Annotated in this window: 13 protein-coding genes; 5 read left to right on the top strand and 8 right to left on the bottom strand. The window is 32.9% G+C overall.

What is annotated here, in order from left to right; genetic code table 11:
* Positions 1-22 precede the first annotated feature (22 nt).
* Genes E9099_RS10290 through E9099_RS10275 form a run of 4 tightly spaced genes read left to right on the top strand, consistent with a single transcriptional unit; the run spans position 23 to position 6,535 of the window.
* Positions 23-1,087 carry an SMI1/KNR4 family protein gene (locus tag E9099_RS10290; RefSeq protein WP_136583537.1) on the top strand — a complete coding sequence of 355 codons (1,065 nt, stop codon included), beginning with the start codon at positions 23-25 and terminating at the stop codon, positions 1,085-1,087.
* 52 nt (positions 1,088-1,139) lie between these two features.
* Positions 1,140-3,629, top strand: coding sequence for a hypothetical protein (locus E9099_RS10285; RefSeq protein WP_136583536.1), 2,490 nt, complete (start codon positions 1,140-1,142; stop codon positions 3,627-3,629).
* Between the two features lie 3 nt (positions 3,630-3,632).
* A complete protein-coding gene (locus E9099_RS10280; protein WP_136583535.1) occupies positions 3,633-4,292 on the top strand; it encodes a DUF1266 domain-containing protein in 660 nt (219 codons plus the stop codon).
* Positions 4,289-6,535, top strand: a complete 2,247-nt coding sequence (locus tag E9099_RS10275) for a tetratricopeptide repeat protein (protein WP_136583534.1) — start codon at positions 4,289-4,291, stop codon at positions 6,533-6,535. The genes E9099_RS10280 and E9099_RS10275 overlap by 4 nt, the downstream gene beginning before the upstream one ends.
* A 123-nt stretch (positions 6,536-6,658) precedes the next feature.
* On the opposite strand, the gene E9099_RS10270 is transcribed toward E9099_RS10275, so the two are convergent.
* From E9099_RS10270 to E9099_RS10255, 4 genes are all read right to left on the bottom strand, one after another.
* The gene (locus tag E9099_RS10270) at positions 6,659-7,348 is read right to left on the bottom strand and encodes a uracil-DNA glycosylase family protein (protein WP_136583533.1); all 690 of its coding nucleotides are present in this window, start codon (positions 7,346-7,348) and stop codon (positions 6,659-6,661) included.
* A gap of 178 nt (positions 7,349-7,526) precedes the next feature.
* Positions 7,527-7,934, bottom strand: a complete 408-nt coding sequence (gene tssD / locus E9099_RS10265) for a type VI secretion system tube protein TssD (RefSeq protein ID WP_136583532.1) — start codon at positions 7,932-7,934, stop codon at positions 7,527-7,529.
* Positions 7,935-7,958: 24 nt separating this feature from the next.
* Entirely contained in the window at positions 7,959-8,648 is a 690-nt protein-coding gene (locus E9099_RS10260) for a hypothetical protein (protein WP_136583531.1), read from the bottom strand.
* A 136-nt stretch (positions 8,649-8,784) separates the two neighbouring features.
* Positions 8,785-9,663, bottom strand: coding sequence for a phosphodiester glycosidase family protein (locus E9099_RS10255; RefSeq protein ID WP_136583530.1), 879 nt, complete (start codon positions 9,661-9,663; stop codon positions 8,785-8,787).
* Between the two features lie 245 nt (positions 9,664-9,908).
* Here E9099_RS10255 and E9099_RS10250 point away from each other — a divergent pair, with 245 nt between their 5' ends.
* A complete protein-coding gene (locus E9099_RS10250) occupies positions 9,909-10,046 on the top strand; it encodes a 30S ribosomal protein THX (protein ID WP_136583529.1) in 138 nt (45 codons plus the stop codon).
* Here the strand turns inward: E9099_RS10250 and E9099_RS10245 are convergent.
* From E9099_RS10245 to E9099_RS10230, 4 genes are all read right to left on the bottom strand, one after another.
* Entirely contained in the window at positions 10,036-10,374 is a 339-nt protein-coding gene (locus E9099_RS10245) for a hypothetical protein (RefSeq protein WP_136583528.1), read from the bottom strand. The two genes, E9099_RS10250 and E9099_RS10245, sit on opposite strands and share 11 nt — an antisense overlap.
* Positions 10,331-11,089 carry a peroxide stress protein YaaA gene (gene yaaA / locus E9099_RS10240; protein ID WP_136583527.1) on the bottom strand — a complete coding sequence of 253 codons (759 nt, stop codon included), beginning with the start codon at positions 11,087-11,089 and terminating at the stop codon, positions 10,331-10,333. The genes E9099_RS10245 and yaaA overlap by 44 nt, the downstream gene beginning before the upstream one ends.
* Before the next feature lie 316 nt (positions 11,090-11,405).
* Positions 11,406-12,440 (bottom strand): RluA family pseudouridine synthase, encoded by a 1,035-nt coding sequence (locus tag E9099_RS10235; RefSeq protein WP_136583526.1) that lies wholly within the window; start codon positions 12,438-12,440, stop codon positions 11,406-11,408.
* Positions 12,441-12,442: 2 nt separating this feature from the next.
* The gene (locus tag E9099_RS10230) at positions 12,443-13,006 is read right to left on the bottom strand and encodes a PASTA domain-containing protein (protein WP_136583525.1); all 564 of its coding nucleotides are present in this window, start codon (positions 13,004-13,006) and stop codon (positions 12,443-12,445) included.
* Between the last annotated feature and the right edge of the window lie 13 nt (positions 13,007-13,019).

The raw sequence follows: 13,019 nt of genomic DNA, 5'->3' as shown, positions 1-13,019 counted from the left end.
AGTCTAATAATAAAAATCGGAAATGAGAAATATTACTGCATATACAGCTAATTTAAAGGAGATGAAATGGAATGATTTTAATTTTGATCCAATCACCATAGACACACTTGCAAAACTAGAAACCCCCGAGCATTATAAAAATAGTTTTGCTTTTAGAGATGCGTTGTTAAAAGCTGTGCAAAAATTTTCAAACCAAGAAGTTTACAAACTATTAGTCATTACTCCTGACAACATATCTACTAGCAATTTTTATGGTATTGCCTTTTTGGAAGGTAAAAACATCTTAACCTTACAAATTGAAAACACTCCAATTTTTAAAGAATGGTTTGATGACATCGATCTTGACGAAGACGATGCAGATAAAATCACGCCTAAAATCTATTCTTTTGCAGAGAATTTGTACAGCAGTCAATCAACTTCAAATCTTACAGAAGGATTAATTTATAACGATACAGGTGCCTTCATTACTCAATTTATTCCCAATCAATTTATTGCTGAAAAATTAGCTAAAGAAAAAGTAGATTTCCTAGAGCCATTCATTCAATTAAATGCCTACAATAATTTTGAAGAGCTCTCCCAGAACTTTAAAAAGCTAATAGACTCTAAACAACTAAACGTTTGTCCTCCAAAAAACAATGAGGCTATTTATAATCAATTTGAGAAAGAAGCTAACTTTCCATTCCCTTCGCTAATTAAAGATTACTTATCGTTACACAATGGGATTGAAAACTTTCCAATTATGAGTGCCGAAAAAATAGTAAAAGAATGGAAAAGTTGGAAAAATGTTTATAACAACTGGACACAGGACGAGTTATTAGATACATATAGCACAAACAAAGGTAAAACCTTACAAATGTACACAACACCTTATTGGATTCCCTTTTTTGATTTAGAAAACGGTAATTTTCTAGCATTAGATTTTGCTCCAAACACTTTGGGTACTTCAGGTCAAGTTATTCGTTTTGGTGCCGACCAAGACATTGGCTATATCGAAGCAGACAGTTTAAATACCTTTATCAAAAGTTTATTAGGAGAACAAGTCGAAATGGAAGATGAGAATGATTTAGTAACAACTAATAGGTCTTAAAACAGAAGTGTTTTCTAAAAAGCAAAATATTAAATTTGAATACCCCCAGCACATGTCTGCGATTTTTAAAGAAAAAATAGTACCCAAATTAAAGTTAGAATCTTTAGCCCCACCTGAAGTGAAAGCACTACTTCAAGTTTTAGAATTAATGGACGCTACAGATACTGATGTTTTTAGAAATGCTTTAAATAGCAGTAAACACGAAGGTGTAACAGCTGAGTTCACAGAAAACACAGCACAACACCTCTATTTTCACCCAAAGGTTTATGCCAATGAACAGGAAGGTTTAGAGCTTGTTGGGTCTTGGTTTCCAATACTAAAAAAAGGTTTTTTCCCTGATGAAAAAAGCACGAATAAGCTCATCGAGTTTTTAAATTTTAGTTTAAGTTATTTACAAACCGATGCCGTTTCTGAAGATTTAAAAACACAAATATTTCAGGTTTTAAAAATGCTAATACAAAGTGAATCGGAAGCCTCTCTTCCTATCGCTCGTTTTTTAGTGGATCGGATTTTTGATATTCGTGATGTGTTGAGCTCAGATTTTCTAATTCAATTTTGCATTAGACACCAAATTTTAAACGAAACATATTCGGTTGTCCATTCAGATAAAACAATAACTAAATTTCCGTTTAAAATAGACAACGATTTTATTGAATATTTTTTTGATAATGACTGGCGTAAATTTATCTCTGAATTTCATAACATATTACCTGTAGGTCGCGTATATGTTACTGGTGCTTACGATTTAATGCTACCTTGGTTTACCACAGATTTAGCAGCTTATTATTACAATAGCTTAGAAGTTATTTATGAAGCACATAAAGCGATAAAAGAACGCTTGATTTTTGGAGACGTTAAAAGTTTAGAATTACTTAATTTAAAAACGGCTGAAGGTTTCTATCCGTTAATTGCCGCATTAGGTCCTAGAATGTTATGGGATTCAGGCGATGTTTTATTATTTAATAATCGTGATAAAAGTATACCGCAAGAACAGTTAGATGTTTGCTATTTAAGATTTATTGATTGGTTAATTGCCGATGATGGAAGCAATTTTTATTCTGAAGCTTTTAAAGATTATGGTAAACTAATTTTCACGGAGAACACGGCAGAAGCACTACCCCTGCAATGTATTCCGTTTTGGTTTAATAAATGTCATCCAGAAACAGGTATTAAAAACCAAACAGAAACATATAATACCATTTTTTCAGACCTATTGATTGAAGAGCGACAAGGAAAACTTCCTGTGATGCGTTTTGATCACAAGGATTTTCAAATGACGGGTGAATTTTTAATTAAAAACGTTTTTCAAACTAAAGATAACTTAAAGGGGTTTCTTCATGGTTTTATTAAAGAAAGTATTAAAAATCCCTTAAATCAATTTTTAGTTCGCACGTTTTATGATGCTCGCGAGGAACTTTTCAATTTATACAACGCAGAACAGCAAGAGATTCTTCAGTTATATTTATTAGAAATGGCCTATTCTACAAGAGATGTTAGAGACGATATTAGAAAACAAAACCTACCGTTAATCACAAAAATACTCATTACTTTATGTGTTGAACCAGGAAATTATTCTCGTGTAAACGAAATTGGGGCGCTTAAAAGTATTGATGCTTGTGTGGCTAAAATTTGTAACACGTTTGCTGGCGGACATTATATCAACGAAGCGCGTCCGTTAGAACTGAACATAATTCAAGCGTGGTTTAATTATTTAGGCGATTTTTATTACAGTTCTAGACAAGAAGCTGTTTGGGTTTCCGATCTTTTAACTACGCAAGGTGTAAGAACAGCAACCTATTTTAATGATCGCAAAGATGATACTAGTTATTTCTTAGATAAGGCTATCAACCGTATCATCACTTTTCATAGAAAATGTAAACTAAAAGCTTCTGAAAATGTTGCTTTCGCAGAAATTTCATCAGAAATTGAAGTGTATTTAACCTACTTTTTAGTGACGTTAAAAAAAGATAAGCTAAACGTAAATACTACTAAATATCTTTCTGAATATAGTCAAAGTGAGTTAGCCGATTTCAGTAATCATACAGAATTAGTAACGGCTATTGAAGCTTTTTACAATGTCCACTTTAAAGAAGAAACAACAACAGAACCATCTACAGCTGTTGATGGTTCTCAAACCATTACAATTGAAATGGAAGTTACAGAAATCAGTCAAAAATATGTAGATGCTGTACTTCATAATCTAGAACATTACAGCGAAAACGGAAGTTACGATACCGAACTTTTACAACCTTTAGATGAAAAAATAGAAGAATTTAAAACCTGGTTACTTGACGATGAAACAGCAATACAAGTACGAATGGGTCAGGCACTTTATATGACTTTACTAGATACTAATTTAGCACCAGGAACAGCGCAAGAAACCTACGGAAATCTTTGCCGAAGTTTATTTGTACACTTAGTAAAAGACACTCAAATGGCAGCTTCATACGGCATGGGATTACAAGCAATGGCAAAATCTGGAGCCTATTCAGAAGATTTAACAACCGCTTTATTACAAGTTGTTGACGACTTAAACGCTTAGATAATGACACAAGAGATCACACCCGAAATACAAGACCAATTAAATTTATCGGCCTTGATATTAAAGAAAAATTATAAAAACGCAGATTTAACAAGTTGGTCTGGTTTCGATTTAGAAGACCAAATGCATGTAAAGCAAGCCAAACGCCTTTTAAGTTTATTTGGTATAAAATCTGGTTTGCACTTACGCAATAGTTTACAACGTTATGAAAGCGGACAAATGGTATCTCATCAATTTGATAAACTCGCTTCAGAGTTTCGTATGATTACCTCTACCGATTTTGATGCCAAATACAATGCTGAAGAAAATCAAATAACAAAAGCCATCTACAAAATGGTGTGGAAATACCGTTTTAGCTTAAGAAAAGAGAAACTTATTGGGTACGAAATGGCCTTTTATATTTTTCAAATGCGTTTAGGTCATGTATTAGGTTTTATCGGTACAGATGAAATGATTTTACGTTTAGAAGAAGCTAACGACACTATAAAATCGACCTTTTCTAGTTGGAGCGATTTTCACCGTAACGTATGTTTAGGCGATGAATACGTTTTGGGAGCAACAGAACAAGATGTTAGTAAATTTCCGGGAACAGCGACGCTTTGGGAATGCTACCAACGTTTACATATAGAACATGCCGATTGGTTTAAAACATGGAAAAAATGAGTTTAACAAGAAGAGAAGTTATAAAACAAATTGAGCATGCAGAAACACTTTATAAAGCCAATCTTTCTGCGCCTTTACAATCTGTAATAAATAATATTCAAGAAAATTTTGAAATACTAGGAGATAACAATCTTGCCGATAATGCTAGATATTATCGTATTTATATGCTTTATCTTGGTGCTTTTGAAGAGTTAAATATGGACGTTATGGAGTCTTATTTACAAGCTTTAATCGACATAGATGAAGTATTACCTTCCGATTACGAATATGTTTGTAGTTACTATAAACACTGTAAAGAATGGGTGTATGAAACAGCATTAATGACGTATTCATATAATGAAACCTTACACATCCATTACGCATTAAAATTGCAAGAAGACAAACGATTTGAAGAGGCAATTATCACGCTTAAATATGTTTTAGAATGTTATCCTGCGTTAACAGAAGCGCGTTTATTACTTTGGAATATTCAATCGGCTCTATTAGAGCAATTATGTGAATCTTCCGAAGAAGCAGACTGTTTTCAATTATTAGATTTAGCATCGGCTACTCATAATAAAACGGTTTTAAAAGGCTTACAATTAGATAATCGTTTGGATCAAGCTGGTAAAAACCTGGCCATGATACAAGTCGAGATTTGGTCAAAATGGTCGGCAGAAATAAAAAAGCTATGGGATAAAGAATGGAAACATTTTGATTTAACAGATCATACACGTTTATTATTAGCCGATTTTGCTAAGAGTTTTATGAAATATGATTTTATATCTCAAATAGTAGCAACACCACCTGAACCTCAGTTTCCGGAAGAAAACTACACCAATTTTGAGGAATATCAAACCTATATGGAAGCCTTAGCTAACTCAGGTTGGCAATCGGCACAGCATCAATATGTCCTGATAGGAAATTCGGGATATTATCATACAAAGCACAAACCAACTATTGAGGCTTGTGTAGAACAAGGCTTAGCTTTAAACCCTAAAAACCCGTTACTTCACGTTTTAAAAGCGAAATCTTTTTTCCTTGACAAAGATTACAACCAAACAGGAGCTGCCTACCACGACGCTTTTAGAAACGGACTCAGGATGAGTGAGTATTTGCAGTATTTACTAGAGGTTAATGGCCGAATAGAAAGCTGGCAAGGCATTTTAGATATCGTTGTACAGTTTCATCGCAGAGAAACACCAACGCTTAAAACCTTGTTTTTTCAAGCACGAGCCTTATTTAGATTACATAGATTTGATGAAGCGCTTGAAGTAATTAATGAAGCGCTTGCAGATTTTCCGCTACCAAAACATTCTTTCGCACCTTGGTTGTATAACTTACGAATGAATATTCATAGAAGAAACCATAATTACACGGCCTTTTTTGAAGATATGCATGCAGAAGTTGAGTTTTATGAATTCGATGACAATGATTATTGCGGCACCATGAATATGTGTATCGAAGCACTTGTAGAAATGGGTGATTATGAGGAATGCCATAAATATGCCATCTATAATTTTGAGCAAAATAAATTATCACCAGAATTGCGTCCTGTATTTCAATGGATTTGTTATTATACGTTTCTAGAACACCCAGAAGCATTAGGTAAAGCTACAGCTGACGATTTAATAGATGACCCAACGAGATTTAGTGAATACAGAAACAACGGATTTATTCAATGGATGTTATTCGATTATACTGCTGGAGCAGAATCTTTAAAAAAGGCAGCAGAACTATCGACTAACAAAGCCTGTTATTTAAAATTAGCTTTAAAATGTTTAACCGCAGGCTTTGATAATAAGGCAACTATTGCACTTTGTGAAACCATAAAAAAAGAGGTGCCAGAAACTAGAGATTGGAAACTAGATTTTGATTATGCCAATACTTTAGAACAAGATAAAAGATATAAAGACGCTAAAATTGCGTACGAAAATCTATTGCAAAGTTATCCAAAAGAAACATTTATTAATTTCCCTAAAGACCAATATCATATGATGTTGAAAGTATTTAAAGATACTTCAAAAGGGTTGAACAACATAGCGGATTACACTAAATACAATGCTATGTTTTTAAGTAAAGATCATCCGTCTGAAATGGCTTTATTAGAGCATTTAGAAATTGCACAAAACCATCATAAAGAGGATATCTTTCTTCAACATAATTTACTAGAACCCATTTCTAAACTAAGTATAGAATTTGAAAATGGAGAGCTAGAACAGTTAAAAGAAATAAAGTCTAGAATAAAAGCTGACTATTTTTAAACTTTACAATTCATTCCCTTCAGAACAGACTGTCGGGAATGCGACAAAGTAATCAGATATTTTTAAATTGATGGAGAAAATGCATATCGTTAAAAAAAATACTAACTAGATACAAAACCTTTATTAGAAGAACTCCCGATACTGCAACACCCTAAAATTAAACGTATTAAATTTTGGGTTGTTAGCTTTTAGCTGCTTATACAGCGGATTACTGCCTATTGCGATATTTGCTGCTCCAGATCCGGAGGTTAAAGACACCGTTTTGATAAGTCTTTTTTGATCAAGAGATACCTCATTTTGCGCCATAAGATTAGGCATCACAAATTGATGTATCTTAGGTGTTACTTTACTGACCAATTCTAATTTGATATTATAATCCTTTATGTGTTTTCTAAAAAAATACTCTGGCCCATTTTTACTATTTCCTCCAGTAAAAAGCAGCGTATCTATGTTGGGATATTTTTGCAAATACCTTATGACATCCCTTAGTTTGATATTTGACATTCCTAAATCGGAAGCATCCATTTTTTGACGCTCGGCACTCTCCACAATATCACAGACTCCAATTTTATGTGCAATTAAAAATGCTTTCCGTTCTTCAATAGCTTCTTGAGAGTTATCAAAACGCAGACCTAAATCATGAATTTTATCGATAAACAGCCACAAACTATTATAGTAACTCCCATAACAAAAATCAACATCCTTTTCCAATAAGTTGCCTGTTGTAAAACGCGGTGGAGGCAACGTCCCGACAATTAACTTTTTGCTATCCTTTTTTATAAAAGGTTGGTATGGATGCGTATGTTTAAACATGGTATGTCTTGCGTAAAATATAAATGTTTTTTATTTTTTTATAGCCTTGAGATTACAATCTTAGTTAAAAATAAAGGATTAGCACCTTATACATACATTTTACAGTAAAAATATGCACTAAAAAAAACGCCTTAAGAAAAAAATCTAAAGACGTTTTGTTACCCTATTATGTTATACCTTAATTTATTTTTACATCATTTAAGACAACACCGGAAAGAATCGCATTGAAGTAAGAGTAAGATCGCGCATACTCATCCTCAGCGACAAAAGATTGACTAAGACTAGTCACTATCGCTTTTTCAAAATTAAAGAAGACACTAGGCGCCTCTTGGTTTTGATGATAAACTTTTAACGATCCAGACCAGTCTCCTGGGTGATTAGACATCCATTCTAAAAAAAAAGTATCAATATCCTCATTGATTGTCCCTGAAAGATTAACATCTAAAGTCCGATCTTGTTCATCTTGCTCTGAGTAATAATTAGATGAAAAATTATAATCACATTGATTCAACGTAAATAACTTTTCGTTATTAGCTTCTTTTTTTATTAATAATTCTATGCGTTCTATTGGTTTTATTTCTTTCATAATATATTTTATTATATAATTTTTTTAAAGACACTTTTCTATTTTATGCTTCAACTCCGTTTTAGAAGCTACACTTTTTAAATTTTTAGATATATCTAAAGTTATTAGTAATCCTTTATTTTTTAATTCTACTGTATTCTCTGTTCCTAATTTAAAATCGACAGTCGTAATCATTTCTGCCAATGTCGTTTTTACTAAATCATCTTCAGAGAGACTAATGATTGTTTCTTTTAACAACTCCACACCTTTAACTGCATAATACTTGTGGATATCACTAGGTGTATCATCGTAACTAAAACTGATAGCCATTTCTAAATCTAAAGCGTCTTTCAACTCTATTTCTACATTTTTCAGGTCTTTTTTTAGTTGGAGTATGGTCGGTATTTCATTCGCTGGCGGCATAAAAGCAATCTTTCCATCAGAAAAAAGATAAGTATAATTATTGATATTAGTCAAGGAAATAGAAGCAATAGCATGTGCCTGAATATATTGTAATTCGGCATTACGATCATATAAATCGCACAGTAAAATCGTGCGTTTTTCACTACTGTAATTCACAAAAAAGCCAGAAACATGACCAGACTGTGTACTGATAGACACCTTTGGCATACTCGGTTTTTCTTTACCGCGCTCTTTATCTGCAATCTCTTGAAGTAAACTTATAACTTCGTTAATATCTAGTACAGGTAATTGTAATAATGTTTTAAAATCCATAATCGTCTTTTATTTTAGATAATACTACAAAGTTGGAATATTCTATATAAAACAAGCTCACTGTATTCCGTGATATTATAGAATAACAATATTCAAACGGTCAAAATAAACACTGACATACGATTATTTTCCACAATTATTTTTTAGAGATCCCGATAACATTTGGAATATCCCAAAAATCGTTATTCTTATCATTCTCATTAAAACCCGTTTCGTAACTCCCCATTCTCTCGACCTTAGTTCCATTATGATTAAGATAAAAAGAAGCTTCTGGACCACCTTCTAAATACATTAAATTATATAAATCGAGAGAAGAGTTTGATAGTATATTAATAAAATTATGGACTGAATAAGGCGATCGGACAAAAATAAACAGGACATTTCCTTTTTTATCTTTTCCGATAACAACCATGCTCCACATTTTATTTTGTTGACTCCATTTATTCTTTTGATTACAATCCATCATTCTTATAGATTGTGTAAAGGAATTGTATTGTGTTTTTAACTGCTCCCAATTCTGGCATTTTAGATCAATAATCTGAAATTCAGGGACGCTATCATTTTTTCTATTAAAAGCGGCGATGGTATTATCACGACTGACCCTTCCATTATTAATAACGTCAAAATTTTTCATATAACCGACATTTGTAGAATGGTCCGTCATATACATTCCCGCATTAATTACAGCTATTTGTTTTTTTTGATCTAACCAATCTTTAGCAGTTCTAGTTTTTCCATCATTTTCTTGAGCTGTTAATAAATTTAGATTATACAACGATGGAGCAATTTTTAGGATATTAATTTTACTATCTCCAAATTTAGATTTAATTGGGGCGTCATACGCTGCATAATACAAACCTTCGTCAATTTTCTCCCAAGTAATATCTCCTTCAGAAAATTTAAAAGAGGATAGTAAAACTATTATAGTCGTCGCAAGTACTAGGTACAAAAAGCTTTTTATCACGTGGCGTTTATTAGACCTTAAAAGACTGACTTTTCCTTCAAATTTATTCATATTGGATTTTATATATAGACTTAAATGACAGTAAATCTATACTTTTTTATGATGTCACCTCACTAAATCGACATTAAAAGCTAAAACAATACTTTACATTATAAACGTTAAAAATTAGATCTAAAAAAGATTTATAACAACTTTAGGATTTTAATCTTGTCTAAAAACGGTGTTTTAGTTAACTTATAAAAAGTAATTTTAATTAACCTTTTTCACTGACGTGGAAATTAAAACAAACAAAAACTATGGGTAAAGGAGATAAAAAATCTAGACGCGGAAAAATTAACCGAGGAACTTTTGGAGTAAGACGTCCACGAATTAAAAAGCAAGTAAGACCAGAAACTAAAATTAGTATTGATAAAAAAGGGACGGTTAAACCTTAAACCTATCCCCTATTTTTTTTCCCATTACGTATGCACCATAGATTGCTAAAATCAAAATTACAATGGTGCAAAAGATATATAATGGATATAATATCACATCCTGTTGCGAGTTAAGACAAAACGTATCTGTAATACAAACAGACACATCCTGATCATATAACATTGGTAATAAAAAACTAACGACCAATAACACACCTATTACGGAGAACAAATATGTAACGTTTTTGTTCTTTTGTGTTTTTCCGGTAGCTTTAAATTGCTTACGTTGCGATTCTGTACGCTTATTATCTTGTAAAGACCAAGTCTTTTTCGGTTGAGAGGTTTCCATCAAATTGATAGTTATTATAATTAAATTGTTTTAAATCGTCTACGGTTTTTGCATTAGTATCAATAACATATCTAGTCATTAAACCACGCGCTTCTTTAGCATAAAACGATATTATCTTAAGCTTACCATTTTTAAACTCTTTAAAGTTAGCGGTTATTACTGGTACTTTTAGCGCTTTAGTATCTACTGCCTTAAAATACTCGTTTGACGCTAAGTTTAAAAATAACTCGTCATCCTCAAGTTCTTCATTTAAAGCTTTTACAATATCTTTTTTCCAAAATTCGTATAAATTTTTATTGCTTCCTACGGGTAACTTTGTTCCCATTTCCAAACGGTACGGTTGTATTAAATCCAATGGTTTTAAAACCCCGTAAAGCCCTGATAAAATCCTTACTGTGTTTTGGGTTAATGCTAACTTATCTTCTGGGATATTGTAGGCGTCTAAACCTTTATAGACGTCTCCGTTAAACGAATAAATAGCAGGTCTTGCATTGTCTTTAGTAAATGGTGTTGTCCAGTCTTGATTACGGTCGTAATTAAGCTGTGCTAACTTGTCGCTAATGCTCATCAATTTTGATAAGTCTTGCGGTGTTTGTTTTTTTAATACGGTGTTTAATTTTTTAGATTGCACTAAAAACAAAGATTCTGTCGTTTTTGTTGTTGGCAATTTAGATTCAAAATCAAGGGATTTTGCTGGAGATATAACTAGTTTCATGCTGTGTCAAGTTTACTATTGCGATCACGTTAAAAATAATGTGACCTTTTGTTTATAGCACGTTAATACGTACCATAACTTCTTATTTTACTTATCACGAAATTACAACTTACACTTTGGTTATAAAAGCTGATTGGATAGTAATTTACAATACTAAAATTTGATTTTACTATGGAAACTTGAGTTGCGTTAGCGATAGTAGTGGCATCCTTTTTTTGCTGCCATAAATGGCAAAAAAAGATATAATGGATAGCGCGACCCTTATCTTGATACTAAAAATCAAGATAGGGGTAACGTCCAAATTATTTAAAATTGATTATTCCATGTGTTTTGAATACCCTCTCCATTTTTCGATACAGTTTGCTATATCTTCTGGAATTGGCGACTCAAAGCTCATAAACTTATTTGTTGTTGGATGCACAAACCCTAAGGTTTTGGCATGTAAGGCTTGACGTGGTAATACCTTAAAACAGTTATCTACAAATTGTTTGTATTTTGTAAATGTGGTTCCTTTTAAAATTAGATTTCCGCCATAACGTTCGTCATTAAACAAAGTATGCCCAATGTATTTCATGTGGACACGGATTTGATGCGTACGTCCTGTTTCTAGTTTGCAACTCACTAAAGTAACATAACCTAAACGCTCTAAAACTTTATAGTGTGTTACTGCCGGTTTACCTTTGTCTGCATCGTCATCAAAAAACACGGTATTTTGTAATCTGTTTTTTGGGTGACGACCAATGTTACCTTCTATGGTACCTTCTTCCTCATCCATGTTTCCCCAAACTATGGCCACGTACTCACGCTCGCTAGTTTTGGCTTTAAATTGTGCTGACAGATGTGCCATAGCAACTTCTGTTTTGGCAACAACTAACAATCCTGAGGTATCTTTATCTATCCTGTGGACTAATCCTGGACGATCACTAGAGTTATTTGGTAAGTTATCAAAATGAAATATTAATGCATTTATCAATGTCCCAGAATAATTACCGTGTCCTGGATGCACAACCATACCTGCTGGTTTGTTAACAACTAATAATTGGTCGTCTTCATACACAACATCCAAAGGTAGGTCTTCACCTACTAAAAGATTTTCGTGTGGTGGATACGCTAGACGGACTGCAATGGCATCTTCTGGCTTAACTTTGTAATTAGATTTTACAGGAGTTTCATTCACAAAAATGCTTCCATTTTTGGCAGCATCTTGGATTTTGTTACGTGTTGCATTTTCGATTTTGTTCATCAACCATTTATCAATACGTAATGGTTTTTGACCTTTGTCTGCTACAAACGAGTGATGCTCGTATAACGTTCCTTCTTCTTCGGGTAATTCTGGTGTATAGTCGTTCATAATTAATTACCTCCTGGACGATTACCGTTACCCAAAACCACATCAATGACTGATGTTTTTGGTAGTTTTGTATTTGGCTCTAAAACATTGCCTTTATGACGTAGGCTTAAGACCATGTTTTTTCCTATATTATCGATATAAGTTGTTTTTCCAATTTTAAAGCCTAAAGCTTCTATCATTGGTTTTGCTTGTCTAAAACTTTTTTGACGCAAATCAGGCACTGCTATCTTACGGTATCCAGAGGGATTTAAGGTGATATATATTTTACGGTTTTCTTTTACTTGTGCATTTACTTTTGGGTCCTGCTCTATAACAGAAAACTTTGGATAATCAGGGTTAAAATTAGCCGAATCTTGTATTTGCATTACCAAATTGTTCTGTTTTAGCTCAATCTCTGCTACTTTAATAGATTTTCCTGTCAAATCTGGCACGGTTTCAAACTTGCCATTATTAGTCGTTATATCCAACCACTTAAGCATTAAAAACACGATAACAACCACTGCGACTACCGCTATTGCTAATTGTTTAAAAAACGCTTTACTTTTAAGAAAACTGATTACACTCATTTAACTATTTTTT

Source organism: Psychroserpens sp. NJDZ02, assembly GCF_004843725.1.
Lineage (GTDB): Bacteria > Bacteroidota > Bacteroidia > Flavobacteriales > Flavobacteriaceae > Olleya.
This window is presented reverse-complemented; position numbering and strand designations above follow the sequence as displayed.

Excerpts from the sequence above, each read along its gene's own strand:
- E9099_RS10235 (WP_136583526.1), bottom strand. The coding sequence starts at position 12,440 with ATGAACGACTATACACCAGAATTACCCGAAGAAGAAGGAACGTTATAC.
- E9099_RS10285 (WP_136583536.1), top strand. The coding sequence starts at position 1,140 with ATGTCTGCGATTTTTAAAGAAAAAATAGTACCCAAATTAAAGTTAGAA.
- E9099_RS10260 (WP_136583531.1), bottom strand. The coding sequence starts at position 8,648 with ATGGATTTTAAAACATTATTACAATTACCTGTACTAGATATTAACGAA.
- E9099_RS10230 (WP_136583525.1), bottom strand. The coding sequence starts at position 13,006 with ATGAGTGTAATCAGTTTTCTTAAAAGTAAAGCGTTTTTTAAACAATTA.
- tssD (WP_136583532.1), bottom strand. The coding sequence starts at position 7,934 with ATGAAAGAAATAAAACCAATAGAACGCATAGAATTATTAATAAAAAAA.
- E9099_RS10255 (WP_136583530.1), bottom strand. The coding sequence starts at position 9,663 with ATGAATAAATTTGAAGGAAAAGTCAGTCTTTTAAGGTCTAATAAACGC.
- E9099_RS10290 (WP_136583537.1), top strand. The coding sequence starts at position 23 with ATGAGAAATATTACTGCATATACAGCTAATTTAAAGGAGATGAAATGG.
- E9099_RS10275 (WP_136583534.1), top strand. The coding sequence starts at position 4,289 with ATGAGTTTAACAAGAAGAGAAGTTATAAAACAAATTGAGCATGCAGAA.
- E9099_RS10245 (WP_136583528.1), bottom strand. The coding sequence starts at position 10,374 with ATGGAAACCTCTCAACCGAAAAAGACTTGGTCTTTACAAGATAATAAG.
- E9099_RS10270 (WP_136583533.1), bottom strand. The coding sequence starts at position 7,348 with ATGTTTAAACATACGCATCCATACCAACCTTTTATAAAAAAGGATAGC.
- yaaA (WP_136583527.1), bottom strand. The coding sequence starts at position 11,089 with ATGAAACTAGTTATATCTCCAGCAAAATCCCTTGATTTTGAATCTAAA.
- E9099_RS10280 (WP_136583535.1), top strand. The coding sequence starts at position 3,633 with ATGACACAAGAGATCACACCCGAAATACAAGACCAATTAAATTTATCG.
- E9099_RS10250 (WP_136583529.1), top strand. The coding sequence starts at position 9,909 with ATGGGTAAAGGAGATAAAAAATCTAGACGCGGAAAAATTAACCGAGGA.